Consider the following 18,677-nt stretch of genomic DNA (forward strand, 5'->3'; position numbering starts at 1 on the left):
TTAACAATCGGTATGTGGTGAAAAACACACAATTAGTAGGGATTCTGACATAAGGTGCAGGGGGGGAATGTGGGTTGTGCCACAGAATGCAATGGGGGAAGCCCGAATGGACTTCCCCCGTGAGTTTTTCTTTTTTTTCAGCCGGTTATTTAGCTTCTAACCCCGGCGTGCTGCCGATACTGATACGCTGTGGCTGCAAGGCTTCCGGTACATGCCGCACCAGATCAATATGCAGCAAGCCGTTTTCAAATTTGGCTTCGGCAACCTGTAGGTGTTCTGCCAGGGTAAAGGTCAGAGTGAACTCTTTAAACACCAAGCCCTGATGCAGATATTCCACCTGTTTTTCCGGCGGTGTCGGGTTGCCACGCACGGTAAGGCGCGGGCCTTCCACTTCAATGTCCAGTTCGCTCTGCTTGAACCCGGCCAGTGCCAGAGAAATGCGATAGTGGTTGTCGTCGCTTTTCTCAATATTGTATGGCGGGAACCCCTGTGGTTCCTGGCCGCCCATTGAGCTGGCGAGTTTATCAAAACCGATCCATTGACGCAGAAGCGGGGATAAATCGTAATTACGCATGGTATTAACTCCTTCCAAGAAGCGAGATGATATTGATTTGCCCCCTAACGGCAGGCAAGTATAAAAATTATTTAATTTCGATCCGGCGCGGTTTTAATGTTTCCGGCACGATGCGTTGCATATCGATATACAGCAAACCGTTTTCCAATTTGGCACCTTTAATTTGGATATGTTCAGCCAACTGGAATTTGCGCTCAAAATTACGCTCGGCGATACCCTGATATAAATAAGTTCTCTCGGCAGGCTCATTATTGTGGGCACCACGGACCACCAGCAGATTATCGTGCGTGGTGATCTCTAGTTCCTGCTCGGCAAACCCGGCAACGGCGATCGCAATGCGATAGTGATTTTCGTCTACTAATTCAACATTATAGGGTGGGTAACCACCATTGCTCTGGCTTTGATTCGCTTCAAGAGCATTGAACAGGCGATCGAAACCAATGGCAGAACGGTATAGCGGGGAAAGATCGAAATTGCGCATAAACAGCCTCCTAAGGCACTTCAGCGAGGTTATTAATATAAGCCCTCCACAATGGACAGACTCAATTTTGGCTCTGGCCCAAACTCCCTTACGGCAAGTTCTTAATTTGGCCTTGATAAGAAAATGGGGTTTGATTTCTTCATTTCAACCATCGATGATCAAAAAATTGTCCATCAGAAACGACGGGGGTCGGTTTATCACATACAATATAGGTTGCCGCCGAGTGATAAGCTGATAAATCAGAACGCTTGCGCAGCCAACGACGCTACAGCTTCAAGTAATAAAGCAAATTTAAGGGAAACCGTACCCTTCTGGATGGATTAATGAAACCTCTGAAAATGATAGCGACCAGTTGCATGTTGTTGACCACCAGCGGCTGCTCCAGCGTGATGAGCCACACCGGTGCCGATCAGGGATACTATGCTGGCACGCGCGCCAACGTGAATATGATGAAAAAAGATGACACCAGTTGGGCCATGATCCCACTGCTGGCGATTGACCTGCCCTTATCGGCGGCGATGGATACCCTGTTATTACCTTACGACTATCTGCGTTCAGACAGCGATAAAAAAGCAAAATCACCCAAGGCTCGCGTCCAACAGGCTGAAGAGCAAAATCAGGCCACCAGCGGAAATCCTGGTCAGGGCATGAACGCCCCCTCTCACTGATTGTGGGCGGATGGCCCACATTTAGACTGTCACAGTAAAAATCTGGCTGAATCCCTCAACCTCGCGCACAAACGCCACCTGCTTGCCGTCTGGCGAGAACACCACGGCATCCCCCAGCGGCGGTTGCGGAGTGCGCGGCGTCAAGCGCTGCATTTTGCCGTCGCTCACGTCACACAGCATCAGGCTGTTATCACACACCAGCGCGATCTTGCCCCCCTGCGGATGCCAACTGAACGCCGACTGGATGCTGTGTACACCTTCCGTCACCTGATGCGGCTGACCACCGTTGGGTGAAATCGTCCACAGTTGCACAACGCCGCGATCGTCCTGCATCAGAAAGGCGATGGCATCACCCTCTGGAGAACTGCGCAGCCAGTGGCGCGGCGCGGTAGCCACCCCAGGATAGCGGCGCTGGCCGGTAAACGTCAGCCGCCGCTGTTGCACCCCGAGCGGTGGCGCAGGCAATGTGCTGTCGGTGCCCTGCAACGGCGCACTACCGGCTTTAGCGTAATCGGCATCGTTTTCCGGCAGATCGACCACAAACACTTCGGGCAGTTTTTCACCCTGCGCAGAGAGCGTATCGCCGATAAACGCCAATGCCCAGCGCTGGCGGCTCCCATCGGCTTTGAGATAGCCCCGTAGCCCAATCCAACCTTCCTCATAAGCACGATTGATCTGATCGCTGCCCGGCTGCGGAGTTGGCGTGGTCGAACTGACCAGTACGCAATAATGGCTGCCGTCATACTCGCGCGGGTGCTGCTTGGGCGGATTCACGCCATACAATGGCACTGCCACCCCGACATTACGCAGATCCAACGCCGGATCGCGTTCGTGCATCACGTGATCGTTATAGGTAAAGCTCAGGCGGCTGCCGTCTGGGCTGAACACATGCACATGCGTACCGCCGCGCAGGGCACCGGGCGTATAAGGAGCGGTAATATCCATCGCATCCAGGGTGATCGCCAGTTCGCGATCCGGCTCGCAAACAATCACGCCGCGGCGATGGTGAAAATCGTAATGCCAGTGGCTATCCGGGTGTTCGGGCCCATGGATAAACGCGTAACGTGCCGGTGCATCCGGGCTGACCGTCACCACACCCACATGCGCTCCGTGCTGCGCCCGATACACCACTTCCACTTCACCATTCACCGCATTCACGCGCTCAATGGTCAATCCGGTAAAGGAGGCGCCGTTAGGGCGCACATCATAAGCCAGCCACTGGCTGCATGGCGTCCAGGTGTTAATGTTGGTTAACTGATGGTTGTGCGGAGCAAACGTCAACTGTTGTTCCCGATGGCTCATGGCGTGGCCTCCTGTTTTTCTCTATCGATGTCGGTCCAGCAAGATGAGCCCATTATCAGGCATCGCACAGACAACTTGAAGTATGATGGGTAGGTATAAAAAAGTTTAAAGGAATCGGTATGAATAATTTATTTGATGAGATTGTTTTGGCGCACCAGCAGTTACGCCCGCAGGTTCGCGTCACGCCTTTGGAGCACAGCGTGCTGCTTTCGCAACAACTGGGCTGTGAACTGTATCTGAAATGCGACCACTTGCAGCATACCGGCTCGTTTAAATTCCGTGGAGCGAGCAATAAGTTGCGCCTGCTGAGCGATCAACAACGTCAGCAAGGCGTTATTGCGGCGTCCACGGGCAACCACGGCCAGGCGGTCGCGCTAGCAGGCAAGCTGATGGGCGTTAACGTCACGGTATATGCCCCTGAAAGCGCCGCCGCCATCAAGCTGGAAACCATTCGCGCGCTCGGGGGCCAGGTGGAGCTGATAGCGGGTGATGCGTTGAATGCTGAATTAGCCGGGGAAAAAGCCGCCCGCGAACAGCATAAAACCTATATTTCCCCTTATAACGACGTTCAGGTCATTGCTGGTCAAGGCACCTGTGGAATAGAGATGGTGGAGCAACAGCCCGATCTGGATGCGGTGTTCGTCGCTGTCGGTGGTGGTGGTTATATTGCCGGTATCGGCAGCGTATTGAAGCAGTTATCGCCGAAAACGCAGATTATTGCCTGTTGGCCAGAAAACGCCACCAGCATGTACAGCGCGCTGGAGGCCGGGCATATTTACCCGGTGGAAGAGCAGGAGACGCTGTCTGACGGCACCGCTGGCGGCGTTGAGCCGGGTGCGATCACTTTCCCGCTGTGCCAACAGGTGATCGACCGCAAAGTGCTGGTCAGCGAGCAGGAAATCAAGCAGGCGATGCGCATGATTGCCGCCAGCGATCGCTGGATCATTGAAGGTGCTGCCGGTGTGGCCTTGGCCGCGGCCTGCAAACTGGCCCCGGAGTTTCAGGGGAAAAAAGTGGCCGTGGTGCTGTGCGGTAAAAACATCGTGCTGGAGAAATACCTGAAGGCCGTCCAATAGCTGCGTTCAGTGAAGGGTATTCTGGCAAGAGCCCCTCACCCCAACCCAGCGGGAGAGGGAGCTAACGGCAGGTCGCTTTGGCTAGCTATTAAACATCCAGCACAAACTTCTCGATCGCGCGCGCCACGCCGTCTTCGGTGTTGCTGGTGGTCACAAACTGGGCGATCTCTTTCAGTTCAGGAATAGCGTTGCCCATCGCCACGCCAACCCCGGCATATTCGATCATCGCAATATCGTTGCCCTGATCGCCCAGCGCCATCACGTTTTGCTGTTGGATACCGAGATGATCGGCCAGCATTTTCACCCCGGCCCCTTTATCCACATTCTTGTGCAGAATCTCCAGGTAGAAAGGCGCACTTTTCATAATGGTGTAGCGTTCGTGCGCTGCTGCCGGAATGCGGGCAATGGCCTTATCGAGTAATTCCGGTTTATCAATCATCATCACTTTCGGGAAACGGCTAGTGCGATCCATCTCTTCGACGCTGCGGTATTTCAACGGGATACCGGTCATGGCCGCTTCTTGGACGGTGTATTTACCGATATCCCTGTTCGGCGTGTACAGAGTATCGAAGTCAAACGCGTGGAAATGCACGCCAAGCTCCCGCGCCAACTGCTCACAATAGAGATAATCCTCAAAACCGAGCGTTTCCTGCAAAATGCAGGCACCATCCGCCGCTTGCAGTACCAAGGCACCGTTATAGGTAATACAGAAATCACCACTGCCCTGAATATCCAACTGACGCAAATAGTCTTGTACGCCAACATAAGGCCGCCCGGTGGCTAACACCACATGCACCCCCTGGCTGCGCGCTGCGCTAATCGCCTGCTTTACCGCTGGCGTAATCTGGTGCTGCGGATCGAGCAGCGTACCATCCATATCAATTGCAATCAGTTCAATGGTCATTCGAGCCTCTCCCAGTGGTTTTTCTTCATGCCAACACGTTTCAGCTTGCCATATCAGCGCTAAAAACGGCATAAAAAAATCCGCGCAGGAGAACCGGCGCGGATTTTTAATCACTCATTCACGCGTTAGATATCGATGTTCGCCGCTTTCAGGGCGTTTTCTTCGATAAAGGCACGGCGTGGTTCAACCGCATCACCCATCAGGGTGGTGAACAGTTGGTCAGCTGCAATCGCGTCTTTCACGTTCACGCGCAGCATACGGCGCTGCTCGGGATCCATGGTGGTTTCCCACAGCTGATCTGGGTTCATTTCACCCAAACCTTTATAACGCTGCACCGACAGACCACGGCGCGACTCTTTCACCAGCCATTCCAGCGCCTGTTCGAAGCTGTCCACCGGTTGACGGCGCTCGCCACGTTCAATATAGGCATCTTCTTCCAGCAGGCCGCGCAGTTTTTCACCCAACGTACAGAGCTTGCGATATTCACCGCCGTGGATGAAATCGAAGTCCAGGTCATAATCGGTATCCACACCGTGGGTACGAATACGCAGCACTGGCTCAAAGATCTGACGTTCGAGGTTTTCATTAATCACGTAGTCGTAGCTGCTGCCATGCTGTTCGTTATCGTTCAGCAATTTCACCAGTGATTCAATCCACGCCTGTACTTTGGCGCGATCGCCCAGATCGCCACCGGGCAGGGTCGGCTGATAGATCAGGTTATTCAGCAACGCGCGCGGGTAGCGGCGTTCCATACGGCCGATCAGTTTCTGCACGCTGTAGTGTTCAGCCACCAGTTTTTCCAATGGTTCACCCGCCAAGGCCGGTGCAACTTCATTGGTGTGCAGCGTCGCGCCGTCGAGCGCGATGGCGATCTGGTATTGATCCATCGCTTCGTCGTCTTTGATGTACTGCTCTTGCTTGCCTTTTTTCACCTTATACAACGGTGGCTGGGCGATAAACACATGGCCACGTTCGATGATTTCCGGCATCTGGCGATAGAAGAAGGTCAACAGCAGCGTACGGATGTGCGAGCCATCGACGTCGGCATCGGTCATGATGATGATGCTGTGATAGCGCAGCTTGTCCGGGTTGTACTCGTCACGGCCAATGCCGCAGCCCAACGCGGTGATCAGCGTTGCCACTTCCTGTGAAGACAGCATCTTGTCAAAGCGGGCTTTCTCAACGTTGAGGATCTTACCCTTCAGCGGCAGAATCGCCTGATTCTTGCGGTTACGCCCCTGTTTTGCCGAGCCGCCCGCAGAATCCCCTTCCACCAGGTACAGTTCAGACAGCGCCGGATCGCGCTCCTGGCAGTCCGCCAGTTTGCCCGGCAGGCCAGCCAGATCCAGCGCGCCTTTACGGCGGGTCATTTCACGCGCTTTACGCGCCGCTTCACGAGCGCGGGCGGCATCAATGATTTTGCCGACCACGATTTTGGCATCTGATGGGTTTTCCATCAGATAATCCACCAGCTTCTCGTTCATCAGCGATTCAACCGCCGTTTTCACTTCGGAAGACACCAGCTTGTCTTTGGTCTGTGAAGAGAACTTCGGATCCGGCACTTTCACCGAAACCACGGCAATCAGCCCTTCACGCGCATCGTCACCGGTCGCGCTGATCTTGGACTTCTTGCTGTAGCCTTCTTTATCCATGTACGTATTCAGGGTACGGGTCATCGCGGCACGGAAACCGGCCAGGTGAGTACCCCCGTCACGCTGTGGGATGTTGTTGGTAAAGCAGTAGATATTTTCCTGGAAACCATCGTTCCACTGCAACGCCACTTCCACACCGATGTCGTCTTTCACGGTGGAGAAGTAGAACACCGTTGGGTGGATCGGGGTTTTGTTCTTGTTGAGGTATTCAACAAACGCCCGAATGCCCCCTTCGTAATGGAAGTGGTCTTCTTTGCCATCGCGCTTGTCTTTCAAACGGATAGAAACACCGGAGTTCAGGAACGACAGCTCACGCAGGCGCCGGGCCAGAATGTCGTATTCAAATTCGATGTTATTGGTAAAGGTCTGGTAGCTCGGCCAGAAGCGCACGGTAGTCCCGGTTTTCTCGGAGTCACCCGTCACTTTCAACGGGCCCTGTGGCTCACCGTGGCAGTAAGTCTGCTCGTGCACCTTGCCTTCACGGCGGATCACCAGTTCCAGCTTCTCGGATAAGGCGTTAACCACCGAGACGCCCACACCGTGCAGGCCGCCGGAAACTTTATAGGAGTTGTCGTCAAATTTACCGCCAGCGTGCAGCACGGTCATGATGACCTGCGCCGCAGACACCCCTTCCTCTTCGTGAATACCGGTTGGGATACCACGACCATCATCCTGTACTGAGACGGAGTTATCGGCGTGGATGGTCACCTGAATGTCACTACAGTGGCCAGCGAGTGCTTCGTCGATAGCGTTGTCCACAACCTCGAACACCATGTGGTGCAGACCGGTGCCGTCATCAGTATCGCCGATATACATGCCTGGGCGCTTACGCACCGCGTCCAGCCCTTTTAATACCTTGATACTTGAGGAGTCATAAGAATTCGACATCAACGTTTCTCGCTCATTTTAGTCCTGTGGTTGAACCTCTATTTTACCCTGTTCCACGCGGAACATCTTGCCCTTTTCACCCATCATGTCGGTTACTTGTTCAGCACTGACAGCGCTGACAAAAACCTGAGCCTGGGTGGCTTTCAGGCGATCGGCCAGCAACCGGCGACGGCCGGTGTCCAGCTCGGAGGCAAAATCATCAATCAGATACAGGCAACGCCGCCCGCTCTGGCGGGTGAGAAACTCACCCTGCGCCAAGCGCAATGCGCACATCAGCAACTTAAGCTGACCGCGCGATAACATATCCTCTACCGGCGTGCCTTCAGCACGAATACGGAAATCCGCTTTATGCGGCCCCAACGCGGTATAGGTTAACGCCCTGTCGCGCTCAAACTGGCGCTCCAGCAGCTCTCCGTAGTCACTCTCTTTATCCCAACCGCGCTGGAAAGAGAAACTCAGGGCAAATTCGGGCAAAAACTGCGCGCAGGTCGCGGTGATATCCGCGGCAATTGCGTCGCTGTAGGATGCCCGCCACTCGCTGATGCGTTCGGCCAACGGGATCAGTTCCTGATCCCAGGCGCGAATCTGCGCATAGCGGCTGACCTGGCGCAGCGCGGCATTGCGCTGCTTCAGTAACCTTTTAAGGTTGCTCCAGGCGGTGAAAAAACCGGGTTCGTTGTGAAAACAGCCCCAGTCTAGGAAAGCGCGCCGATATTTCGGCCCGCCGTTTAGCAGAGTAAAGCCTTCAGGGGTAATCAACTGCATGGGCAATAACTGGGCCAGCTCAGCCACTTTATGGCCATCGCTGCCATCAATACGCACTTTGCTGTCACCCTGACGGCTCTTGCTTAATCCTACCGATAACTCACGTTCTGTGCCTTCGATGATCCGGCCGTGCAAGACAAACTCCGGCTGATCGTGACGGATCACCCGCCCGGCCTGCAAACTGCGAAACGCGCGCCCATGGCCAAGCGTATACACCGCTTCCAATACGCTGGTCTTACCGCTGCCGTTGGGCCCCACCAGGAAGTTAAATCCCGGTGCGGGTGCCAGATCGGCAGCTTCGATATTGCGGAAATCTTTAATCAGTAAGCGCGTCAGTGCCATGCAATCTCTTTACCGATACCGGTACTTCTTTATAGAACTACAACCGCATTGGCATGACGACGTAGGCCGCCGCCTTACTGGCACCGTCTTCGATCTGCACACTGGAAACCGAATCAGTCAGCAACAGGCGCACATCTTCACACTTGAGCGCATTCAGCACATCCAGCACGTAGCTGACGTTGAAACCAATTTCCATCTCGGTGCCGTCATAGCTGACATCAAGGATCTCTTCCGCCTCTTCCTGTTCCGGGTTATTGGCGGTGATCTTGAGCTGGTTCTGGCTGACGTACAAACGCACACCGCGGAACTTCTCGTTCGACAAAATAGCCGCGCGGGCAAACGCCTGCTTGAGCAAGTCGCAGCCCGCTTCCAGCGTTTTATCCGGGTTCTTCGGCAATACGCGGCGATAATCTGGGAAACGACCATCAACCAGCTTGGAGGTGAAAATAAAATCCCCCACGTGGGCGCGAATATTGTTGCTGCCAATCTGCACCCGCAACAGCGTATCGCCGCCGTCCAGCAGGCGCACCAGCTCCATCACCCCTTTACGCGGTACGATCACCGAATGGGTTGGCAACGGCTGACCAATCGGCATCGAACATACCGCCAGGCGGTGGCCGTCGGTGGCCACGGTGCGCAGTTCTTCCCCCTCGGTTTCAAACAGCATACCGTTCAGGTAGTAACGCACGTCCTGATGCGCCATCGAGAACTGGGTGGCTTCGATCAGGCGCTTCAGCGTTGCCTGCGGCAGGGTGAATTCAACTTCGCTCTGCCAGTCATCCAGATTCGGGAAATCCACTGCGGGTAGCGTAGACAGCGAGAAACGGCTGCGGCCAGAACGCACCAGCATACGCTCGCCTTCCAGTTGCACGGTAATCTCGGCGCCTTCCGGCAGGCCACGGCAGATATCAAAAAATTTACGCGCGGGGACGGTAGTCGCGCCCGCTTCATGGGGCTGAGACAGGGCAACGCGCGCCACCATCTCCATCTCCAGATCGGTTCCTGTCAGCAACAGGGAACCTTCCGTCACCTGCAACAGCAGGTTACCCAGAATCGGCAGCGTCGGGCGGCCACCCAATGGGCTACTCACCTGTTGCAGCGGTTTTAGCAGATGCTCACGTTCAACGATAAATTTCATATGCGCTATGACGACAATGTTCTGATTAAATTGGAGAAATCTTCTTTGATGTCGTGACTTTCCTCACGCAGCTGCTCTATCTTGCGGCAGGCGTGCAACACCGTGGTATGGTCGCGGCCACCAAACGCATCGCCGATTTCTGGCAGGCTGTGGTTGGTGAGCTCTTTTGCCAATGCCATCGCCATCTGGCGCGGGCGGGCAACCGAGCGCGAACGCCGTTTAGACAGCAAGTCCGCGATTTTGATTTTATAGTACTCCGCCACCGTCTTTTGGATATTGTCGATGGTGACCAGCTTTTCCTGCAATGCCAGCAGATCGCGCAGCGCTTCGCGCACGAAATCAATGGTAATGGCACGGCCGGTAAAGTTTGCGTTGGCGATCACCCGGTTCAGCGCCCCTTCGAGCTCACGCACGTTGGAACGCAGGCGTTTGGCGATAAAGAACGCCACTTCGCCCGGCAGACGGATATCGTTCTCGTCGGCCTTTTTCATCAGGATCGCCACGCGGGTTTCCAGCTCCGGCGGCTCGATCGCCACCGTCAGACCCCAGCCGAAGCGGGATTTCAGACGATCTTCAACGCCGTTGATCTCTTTGGGATAACGATCCGAGGTCAGGATGATCTGTTGATTGCCTTCGAGCAAGGCATTAAAGGTATGAAAAAACTCTTCCTGTGAACGCTCTTTGTTGGCAAAAAACTGAATGTCATCGATCAGCAGCGCATCAACCGAGCGGTAGTAACGCTTGAACTCTTCAATGGCGTTGTTCTGCAATGCCTTGACCATGTCCTGCACAAAGCGTTCTGAGTGCATGTAAACCACTTTGGCATTGGCCTTGCGCGCCATGATGCCGTTACCCACCGCATGCAACAGGTGGGTTTTACCCAAGCCAGTGCCACCATAAAGGAACAGCGGGTTATACGCTCCGCCTGGGTTATCCGCCACCTGGCGGGCCGCAGCGCGCGCCAACTGGTTAGACTTACCCTCAACAAAGTTATCGAAAGTGTGCTTGGGATTCACGTTGGAACGGTATGACAGCTCGGGCGGCGGTGCCGCGTTGTCCCAACTGGGGCGCGACGGTGCAACCATGCGCACCACGGGGGCCACTGGCGCGCTGCTGACGCTGGCCGTAACGGGCTGACTGATGGTTTGCGTCAGCGGTTTACTGCCTACTTCAAAACGCAGCAACGGTGCATCAGTACCGCAGAAATCGTTTAGCAGGCCATTGATATTGTTTAAGTATTTATCGCGAACCCAATCCAGCACAAAACGATTGGGCGCATACAGCGCCAAGGTATTGTCACTCAGTTCCGCCTGCAATGGGCGTATCCACATACTAAATTCTGTGGCAGGTAACTCATCCTGCAATCGGGCAAGACACTGCTGCCAAAGCGAAAGTGACACGGCGGACTCCACTCGAACAAGATCAATAAAAAGAAAAGAATCAGGCTACTTTTTTATAACTCATGATTTTTTGACACACGCCCGGCATCGGCCGAAAACCTGTGGGGCATGCGAACCGCCTTTCACGGTTTATGTCCCTGACGATCCCTCATTTGGGATCGCGATCGGAATGAAGGATCATAACGCAATATGCGCAAGAGATCCTCCCCTTCATCACAGATTAGATCCATTTTATCCACAGCCATTGGTGAGTGGTTGTATTTTAGCCACTTGTAGCGCAACGCTGATGAGATCTGATCCTGCGACAGCAGGTTTTTACGGCATAAACGAGTTATACCCTGTTATCCACGTAGGATCCTCACGTTAAACACGCAGGATCGCACCGGGATCCTTGCGATTTCACCCCGAGTCCGTATAATCTTCGCCCTACGTGTGATACCTGGTTCCTTAACGGTGAGTGATTTGCCAGACGGGATTCTGCGGTGACCACGGGCCAAGGCCGGGATTTTGTTCCGTATTTGGCAAGCAACCAGGTAGGGCTATACCCAAGCAGATCTCAAGGTGCAGGAAAGCTGCGGCTTGAAATATGCAGGGTTGATGCGTGATGCGAATTGACTCAGGACTGTACAATTATTACAATCCCGCCTCTTTATATGCGATTGAGGCGTCGGTCGTCTTCACGCCGAGTAGCCAAACGCATTTGACTTCTCAGTAATTCATTTAAGTTTAGGTAGAAATCGCTATGAAACGCACTTTCCAACCGTCCGTACTGAAGCGTAACCGTAGCCACGGTTTCCGTGCCCGTATGGCCACCAAAAATGGTCGTCAAGTTCTGGCCCGCCGTCGTGCGAAAGGCCGTACTCGTCTGACTGTTTCTAAGTAATAAAAGCTAACCCGCTGAGTGGTTAAGCTCGCTTTTCCCAGGGAGTTACGTTTGTTAACTCCCACTCATTTCACTTTCGTCTTCCAGCAGCCACAACGGGCTGGCACGCCGCAAATCACCATCCTCGGCCGCCAAAACCTGCTGGGGCATCCCCGCATCGGTCTTACCGTCGCCAAAAAACACGTCAAACGCGCGCATGAACGCAACCGGATCAAACGCCTCACCCGCGAAAGCTTCCGTTTACGTCAGCACGAGTTACCGGCGATGGATTTTGTCGTGGTGGCTAAAAAAGGGATAGCGGATTTGGATAACCGCGCGCTGACGGAAGCTTTGGAAAAATTATGGCGTCGCCACTGTCGCCAGGCTCCCGCATCCTGATCGGGCTGGTACGGGCGTATCAGCTCGTTATCAGTCCGCTGCTTGGGCCTCGTTGTCGCTTCCAGCCGACATGCTCTCATTACGCAATTGAGGCATTAAGCAGGTTTGGCATGTTAAAAGGCAGTTGGTTAGCATTGAAACGCGTATTAAAATGCCACCCTTTGAACCCAGGTGGCGATGATCCCGTGCCGCCGAAAACCGACGATAACAGAGAACACTAACGATGGATTCGCAACGCAATCTTTTCCTCATCGCTCTGCTGTTCGTGTCTTTCATGATCTGGCAGACCTGGCAAACGGACAATGCTCCGCAACCAGCCGCTCAGACCACGCAACAGACTGCGAACACTGCTACCGGTGATGCTGCCAGCCAGGCTTTGCCAGCCAGTGGTCAGGGTAAACTGATTACTGTTAATACTGACGTACTGTCGCTGACCATCAATACCCGTGGTGGTGATATCGAACAGGCTAAATTGTTGGCCTACCCGGACTCTTTGGGTTCATCGACTCCATTCCAACTGCTGGAAACCACACCGGCGTTTGTCTATCAGGCACAAAGCGGCCTGACCGGCAGAAATGGCCCGGACAACCCGGCAAACGGCGAACGTCCTCTGTTTGAAGCCGCGCAAGATACCTTCACGCTGGCAGATGGCCAGGATGAGCTGCGTATCCCGCTGACCTTTACCGGCAAAGACGGCTCGGTGTTCACCAAGACGTTTGTCCTCAAGCGTAATCACTACGGGGTTGGTGTGGATTACACCATCCTCAACAAAAGTGAAGCGCCTCTGGAACTGACGCTGTTCGGCCAGCTCAAGCAAAGCACCGAGTTGCCAAAACACCGCGACACCGGCAGCAACAACTTTGCACTGCACACTTTCCGTGGCGCGGCTTACTCTGCCAGTGACAATAAATACCAGAAGTATGCGTTCGATAAGGACGAGAACCTGGATATCACCACGCAGGGCGGCTGGGTGGCCATGCTGCAACAGTATTTCGCCACCGCGTGGGTGCCGCAGACTCAGGGTAAAAACACCTTCTATACCGCAAAACCTGGCGATAACCTCTCCGCTATCGGCTTTAAGTCGACTCCGGTGGTGGTACAACCCGGCGCGCAGCAGCAACTGAGTGCCACCTTGTGGGTTGGCCCAGAGTTGCAGGATAAGATGGCCGAACTGGCACCGCATCTCGATCTGACCGTGGATTACGGCTGGCTGTGGTTCATTTCCCAGCCGCTGTTCAAACTGCTGAAGTTTATCCACGGCTTTATCGGTAACTGGGGCTTCTCGATCATCATCATCACCTTCATCGTGCGTGGCATCATGTACCCGCTGACCAAAGCGCAGTACACCTCGATGGCCAAAATGCGTTTACTGCAACCAAAATTGCAGGCGATGCGTGAACGTATCGGTGACGACAAACAGCGCATGAGCCAAGAAATGATGGCGCTGTACAAAGCAGAGAAAGTGAACCCGCTGGGTGGCTGCCTGCCGTTGATCATCCAGATGCCGATCTTCCTGGCGTTGTACTACATGCTGATGAGCTCGGTTGAACTGCGTCACGCGCCGTTCATTCTGTGGATCCACGATCTGTCAGCGCAGGACCCGTACTACATCCTGCCGATCCTGATGGGTGTGACCATGTACTTCATCCAGAAGATGTCACCGACCACCGTGACCGACCCGATGCAGCAGAAGATCATGACCTTCATGCCGGTGATTTTCACCGTGTTCTTCCTGTGGTTCCCGTCCGGTCTGGTGCTGTACTATATCGTCAGTAACCTGGTGACTATCCTCCAGCAGCAGATTATTTATCGCGGTCTGGAAAAACGTGGCTTACACAGCCGCGACAAGAAGAAGTCCTAAGGCGTAGCCAAGGGGTTGCAGTTTGCGCCCCTTCTGCGAAACTCAAAGGCGGTCATTCGACCGCCTTTTTGCATATTGTCAGAGAGATAACCTGTTATGAGCACCACCGATACTATCGCTGCCCTTGCCACCCCGCCGGGGCGCGGCGGCGTCGGCATTCTGCGCATTTCCGGCCGCAATGCGAAAGACGTCGCTCAGGCGTTGCTCGGCAAACTGCCAAAGCCGCGCTACGCCGATTACCTGCCGTTCCGCGATGCCGCTGGTGCGGTTCTCGATCAGGGCATCGCCTTATGGTTCCCCGGCCCGAACTCCTTCACCGGTGAAGACGTGCTGGAACTGCAAGGCCACGGCGGGCCGGTGATCCTCGATCTGCTGCTCAAACGCGTGCTGGCACTGCCCGGCGTGCGCATTGCGCGGCCGGGTGAATTCTCTGAACGTGCATTTCTCAACGATAAGCTGGATCTGGCACAGGCTGAAGCGATTGCCGATCTGATCGACGCCAGTTCCGAACAGGCGGCCCGTTCGGCGATGAACTCGCTACAGGGTGCGTTTTCCACGCGCATCCATCAGCTTGTGGAAGCACTTACTCACCTGCGCATCTATGTGGAAGCGGCGATCGACTTCCCCGATGAAGAGATTGATTTCCTTTCCGACGGCAAAATCGAAGCACAGCTCAATGACGTGATGGCCGATCTGGACAACGTGCGTACCGAAGCGCGCCAGGGCAGCTTGCTGCGTGAAGGGATGAAAGTGGTGATTGCCGGGCGGCCCAACGCCGGGAAGTCCAGCCTGCTCAATGAACTGGCCGGGCGTGAGGCAGCGATCGTCACCGATATCGCTGGCACCACGCGCGACGTACTGCGTGAACATATTCATATCGATGGGATGCCGTTGCATATTATCGATACCGCAGGCCTGCGCGAAGCCAGTGACGAAGTGGAACGCATCGGCATCGAACGTGCGTGGAATGAGATAGAACAGGCCGACCGCGTGCTGTTTATGGTGGATGGAACCACCACCGCCGCAACCGAACCCAGCGAAATCTGGCCGGAGTTTATGGCCCGCTTGCCCAGCAATCTGCCGATCACCGTGGTGCGTAACAAAGCCGATATCACGGGCGAAACTCTGGGTATGACCGAAGTGAATGGCCACTCACTTATTCGCCTGTCAGCACGTACCGGCGAAGGCATTGACCTGCTGCGTGATCACCTGAAGCAAAGCATGGGCTTTACCAGCAATATGGAGGGCGGTTTCCTGGCTCGCCGCCGCCATTTGCAAGCCCTGGAGCAGGCAGCCCAGCATCTGGTGCAAGGTAAAGAACAGTTAGTGAGCGCTTACGCGGGGGAGCTGTTGGCCGAGGAATTACGCTTGGCGCAGCAGGCGTTGAGCGAAATCACCGGTGAATTCACTTCCGACGATCTGCTGGGGCGTATTTTCTCCAGTTTCTGTATCGGTAAATAAGCCCCAGTTGCTAAATACCCTGCCATTTCTATAAATCCCACATGACGGGTTGTTTTGTGGGGTTTTTATTCCACACTCTAAGAGTGTCTTCTGCTGAAAAACATTCAAAATTTAAATAAATAAGATAATACGCATACTGTTTTTTGATGAAAAAACCTGACGTTATGCTTAATCTAGCATTCCAGTTTTTTGTCAGCCTCGATCATGGAGTGAGTAATGGCTTGCCACTTTATCCGATGGGATACCACCTCAGGGATTTTGAACACCCATCGGCTATCCAGCGATCTGATTGAAAAAACACTAAACTTCTCCATTAAGCGCCGCAGGCGTTTTCTGCAAGGCCGGATCCTGCTGGCTGAAATGATGTTCTATCTGTATCGCCTGCCCGTTCTGCCCCCCATCACCACCACGCCTAACGGGCGGCCCCACTTTGTCGATCCCTACTTACCTGATTTCAGCCTTGCTTATGCAGGTAGCACGGTAGGTGCCTTGCTGAGCCTTGAAGGCAAGGTCGGGTTGGATATTGAAGTGATGCGCGCACGCGGCCGTAATCTGCAACAGCAATACCAATCCGTTACCGAGCACGCCTGGATTGAAGCGCAGTCTGATCGGCTGGAGGCTGAAACTCAGCTATGGAGTATTCGCCAATGCGTGTTGAAGCTTTGTGGCCTGAGTAACGATGGGCAGGGAACGCTGCATCTGCACCCCTTTTCCGGGCATTTACGCTCCAGCGCTACACCGCATGTGCAAGTGATGAGTGACGCCGGGGAATACCTGAGTTGGGCTTGCGCTCGTACACCGGGGTTGGAGCGCCTGATTTGCTGGCAGTATGACGATCGGCTAGGGTTGCGGAAAAGCAGTGAAATATCATCACGCAACCCACCCCCTTCAACGCACTTTCTGAAACTGACCAGCCTGTCTGCACGCTGAATTACCGATTAATGCCTGCTCATGGCGGAAATATCTGAAATAAAACTTTTTTAAACGCATTAATTCCTACACAGAATTGTAAAAACAGATAAATATGCAGAACTGGCCTATGATCTGTTGAAAATTTGCCCTACTATTTGCCGGTTGTTTTATACCCTCACTTTTCAGGCGGCAGAGCCTTCCAGCCGCAGCTAAAATCTGTTGGTACAAGCTGAATCTGTTCACTAGAAAGGGAGAATCATCATATGTCAGAGCAAACACTAAAAATCGTCACGTTGCTGGGCAGCCTGCGTAAAGGTTCTTATAACGCCATGATCGCCCGCAGCTTACCCAAGCTGGCACCGTATGGCGTAACCATCGAAGCGCTTCCTTCGATTCGCGATATCCCTCTTTACGACGCCGATCGGCAACAAGAAGACGGCTTTCCCGCTGCGGTTGAAGCCATTGCGGAACACATCCGCCAGGCTGATGGGGTCATTATCGTTACGCCAGAATATAACTATTCGGTTCCCGGCGGCCTGAAAAATGCCATTGACTGGCTTTCCCGCCTGCCCAATCAACCCCTGGCCGGTAAACCGGTCGCCATTCAGACCAGTTCCATGGGGCCGATCGGCGGCGCACGTTGCCAATATCATCTGCGCCAGATCCTGGTGTTCCTTGATGCCATGGTCATGAACAAACCCGAATTTATGGGGGGCGTGATCCAGAACAAGGTTGATGAACAAGCGGGTGAGTTGATAGATCAAGGTACGCTGGATTTTCTAACCGGCCAGTTGTCTGCATTCAGCGATTATATTCGTCGCGTGAAGTAACTTTCCTTTCGGCGTTTTGAGACAAAAAGGCGCCGCTCATGGAAGAAACCGCACCATTTAATGTAGTAGAAAACAAAGTAACACTATTATGCGTTTTTTTATTTTAGCCATGATGATGGCTTTCACCACCAGTTCACTGTTTGCTGCAGAAATGCATTACCCTGCCGGAGAAGAGCCGGTAGACCTCCCCACGCACCACCCGCTGAATGCCCAATTGCCTCGGCTAGCCTATAGCCAGGAAGATAAAAAGACGGAAGCCATGTCGTTGTATCTGACCCTGATGCGCGAAGATGAACGGAACGTCTGGGCACCTTATCAACTGGCCGCTTCTTCGGCAGAAAAGGGCCAGACCGAGCTTGCAGAACGTTATCTGCAACTGAGTGCCAAACGCGGATTGTGGTACTACTACAATCTGTTGGAAGACAGCGCATTCAACAGTATTCAGCAAGGTGAAACCTACCGTTCCATCCTTGCCAAAACCAAGGCTCGCTATCAGCAACACGCCTCACAGTTTGAAGGTAAAGCCCATTATGCCGTCCCCAGCGGAGAACCACCGCCTGGAGGCTGGCCAACCATCGTCTATCTTCACGCTTATGGTCAGGCTGCGGCTATTAATCCACAAGACCGGCTGCTGTTTGCGGAGGCCGGAGTCGCCTACATTGAGCTGAATGGCACCCAGATGTTGGCTGAGAACAACTTCCGCTGGTCCAATTACAGCGATGAGAGCACTCAAAGCACCATTCAGCGTGCTCTACGCTCCCTGACGCCGGTATTGAAGTTAAATCCCAAACAGGTGTTCCTGACCGCACGCGGGCAAGGCGCTCTGCACGGTGCCAACCTGATAGCAAAATACCCGCAGTTTTATGCTGGCGCCCTGTTGATTGCCCCGAGCGGTGAAATCACGCCAGCCAAACAGTCGTTAGCAGAAAAAAAACGGATTATGATCGCCTATTACGATCGGCAGAATTTCGACGATCAGGCTACGGCACTGTATTTCGCCGATCTGTTCAACGAAAGGAACCAGGTCGAGATTGAGCATTTTGCCCAAGGAGAAGATGCGATCGGTGGCTGGCAAGCACGTTTCAACCAGCCATTACGCTGGGTGATGGGCAAGACTACGGATGCGTCGCCGGGATTATGATGTAAAGAGGCCCAGCTTGCT

Annotated in this window: 18 protein-coding genes; 10 read left to right on the top strand and 8 right to left on the bottom strand. The window is 54.0% G+C overall.

Annotation, left to right across the window (positions count from 1 at the left end; genetic code table 11):
- Positions 1-145: 145 nt before the first annotated feature.
- Both ibpB and ibpA read right to left on the bottom strand, forming a co-directional pair.
- Positions 146-574, bottom strand: coding sequence for a small heat shock chaperone IbpB (gene ibpB, locus ACX9GT_RS25205; RefSeq protein ID WP_076943822.1), 429 nt, complete (start codon positions 572-574; stop codon positions 146-148).
- A 67-nt stretch (positions 575-641) separates the two neighbouring features.
- Positions 642-1,055: a small heat shock chaperone IbpA gene (gene ibpA / locus ACX9GT_RS25210; protein WP_473189230.1), complete on the bottom strand. Its 414-nt coding sequence runs from the start codon at positions 1,053-1,055 to the stop codon at positions 642-644.
- Positions 1,056-1,378: 323 nt separating this feature from the next.
- Here ibpA and ACX9GT_RS25215 point away from each other — a divergent pair, with 323 nt between their 5' ends.
- Positions 1,379-1,723: a YceK/YidQ family lipoprotein gene (locus ACX9GT_RS25215; RefSeq protein ID WP_473189231.1), complete on the top strand. Its 345-nt coding sequence runs from the start codon at positions 1,379-1,381 to the stop codon at positions 1,721-1,723.
- A 21-nt stretch (positions 1,724-1,744) separates the two neighbouring features.
- Here the strand turns inward: ACX9GT_RS25215 and ACX9GT_RS25220 are convergent, their stop codons facing one another.
- On the bottom strand, positions 1,745-3,025 hold the full coding sequence (locus ACX9GT_RS25220) for a DUF3748 domain-containing protein (RefSeq protein WP_473189232.1): 1,281 nt from the start codon (positions 3,023-3,025) through the stop codon (positions 1,745-1,747).
- A 119-nt stretch (positions 3,026-3,144) separates the two neighbouring features.
- Between ACX9GT_RS25220 and ACX9GT_RS25225 the strand changes: the two genes are divergently transcribed.
- A complete protein-coding gene (locus ACX9GT_RS25225) occupies positions 3,145-4,101 on the top strand; it encodes a threonine/serine dehydratase (protein ID WP_473189233.1) in 957 nt (318 codons plus the stop codon).
- 88 nt (positions 4,102-4,189) lie between these two features.
- Here the strand turns inward: ACX9GT_RS25225 and yidA are convergent, their stop codons facing one another.
- From yidA to dnaA, 5 genes are all read right to left on the bottom strand, one after another.
- The gene (gene yidA / locus ACX9GT_RS25230; protein WP_473189234.1) at positions 4,190-5,005 is read right to left on the bottom strand and encodes a sugar-phosphatase; all 816 of its coding nucleotides are present in this window, start codon (positions 5,003-5,005) and stop codon (positions 4,190-4,192) included.
- A gap of 125 nt (positions 5,006-5,130) precedes the next feature.
- Complete coding sequence (gene gyrB, locus ACX9GT_RS25235) at positions 5,131-7,545, bottom strand: DNA topoisomerase (ATP-hydrolyzing) subunit B (protein ID WP_473189235.1); 2,415 nt, start codon at positions 7,543-7,545, stop codon at positions 5,131-5,133.
- A gap of 18 nt (positions 7,546-7,563) precedes the next feature.
- Positions 7,564-8,652 carry a DNA replication/repair protein RecF gene (gene recF, locus ACX9GT_RS25240; protein WP_459400677.1) on the bottom strand — a complete coding sequence of 363 codons (1,089 nt, stop codon included), beginning with the start codon at positions 8,650-8,652 and terminating at the stop codon, positions 7,564-7,566.
- Between the two features lie 37 nt (positions 8,653-8,689).
- A complete protein-coding gene (gene dnaN, locus ACX9GT_RS25245) occupies positions 8,690-9,790 on the bottom strand; it encodes a DNA polymerase III subunit beta (RefSeq protein WP_473189236.1) in 1,101 nt (366 codons plus the stop codon).
- 5 nt (positions 9,791-9,795) lie between these two features.
- A complete protein-coding gene (gene dnaA / locus ACX9GT_RS25250) occupies positions 9,796-11,190 on the bottom strand; it encodes a chromosomal replication initiator protein DnaA (protein ID WP_473189237.1) in 1,395 nt (464 codons plus the stop codon).
- A 742-nt stretch (positions 11,191-11,932) separates the two neighbouring features.
- Between dnaA and rpmH the strand changes: the two genes are divergently transcribed.
- The 8 genes from rpmH (at position 11,933) to ACX9GT_RS25290 (ending at position 18,656) form a co-directional block, all read left to right on the top strand.
- Entirely contained in the window at positions 11,933-12,073 is a 141-nt protein-coding gene (gene rpmH, locus ACX9GT_RS25255; RefSeq protein ID WP_004093983.1) for a 50S ribosomal protein L34, read from the top strand.
- An 18-nt stretch (positions 12,074-12,091) separates the two neighbouring features.
- A complete protein-coding gene (rnpA, locus tag ACX9GT_RS25260) occupies positions 12,092-12,451 on the top strand; it encodes a ribonuclease P protein component (RefSeq protein WP_337264256.1) in 360 nt (119 codons plus the stop codon).
- Entirely contained in the window at positions 12,415-12,672 is a 258-nt protein-coding gene (gene yidD / locus ACX9GT_RS25265) for a membrane protein insertion efficiency factor YidD (protein WP_037401295.1), read from the top strand. The genes rnpA and yidD overlap by 37 nt, the downstream gene beginning before the upstream one ends.
- Positions 12,673-12,674: 2 nt before the next feature.
- Positions 12,675-14,312 carry a membrane protein insertase YidC gene (gene yidC, locus ACX9GT_RS25270; RefSeq protein ID WP_473189238.1) on the top strand — a complete coding sequence of 546 codons (1,638 nt, stop codon included), beginning with the start codon at positions 12,675-12,677 and terminating at the stop codon, positions 14,310-14,312.
- Positions 14,313-14,408: 96 nt separating this feature from the next.
- Positions 14,409-15,773, top strand: a complete 1,365-nt coding sequence (gene mnmE / locus ACX9GT_RS25275) for a tRNA uridine-5-carboxymethylaminomethyl(34) synthesis GTPase MnmE (protein WP_473189239.1) — start codon at positions 14,409-14,411, stop codon at positions 15,771-15,773.
- Positions 15,774-15,989: 216 nt separating this feature from the next.
- Entirely contained in the window at positions 15,990-16,703 is a 714-nt protein-coding gene (locus ACX9GT_RS25280) for a 4'-phosphopantetheinyl transferase family protein (RefSeq protein WP_473189240.1), read from the top strand.
- Between the two features lie 245 nt (positions 16,704-16,948).
- Positions 16,949-17,515, top strand: coding sequence for an NADPH-dependent FMN reductase (locus tag ACX9GT_RS25285; RefSeq protein ID WP_473189241.1), 567 nt, complete (start codon positions 16,949-16,951; stop codon positions 17,513-17,515).
- An 88-nt stretch (positions 17,516-17,603) separates the two neighbouring features.
- Positions 17,604-18,656 carry an alpha/beta hydrolase gene (locus tag ACX9GT_RS25290; protein WP_473189242.1) on the top strand — a complete coding sequence of 351 codons (1,053 nt, stop codon included), beginning with the start codon at positions 17,604-17,606 and terminating at the stop codon, positions 18,654-18,656.
- Positions 18,657-18,677 lie beyond the last annotated feature (21 nt).

The sequence above is a fragment of the Serratia sp. YWN4 genome (assembly GCF_055790845.1).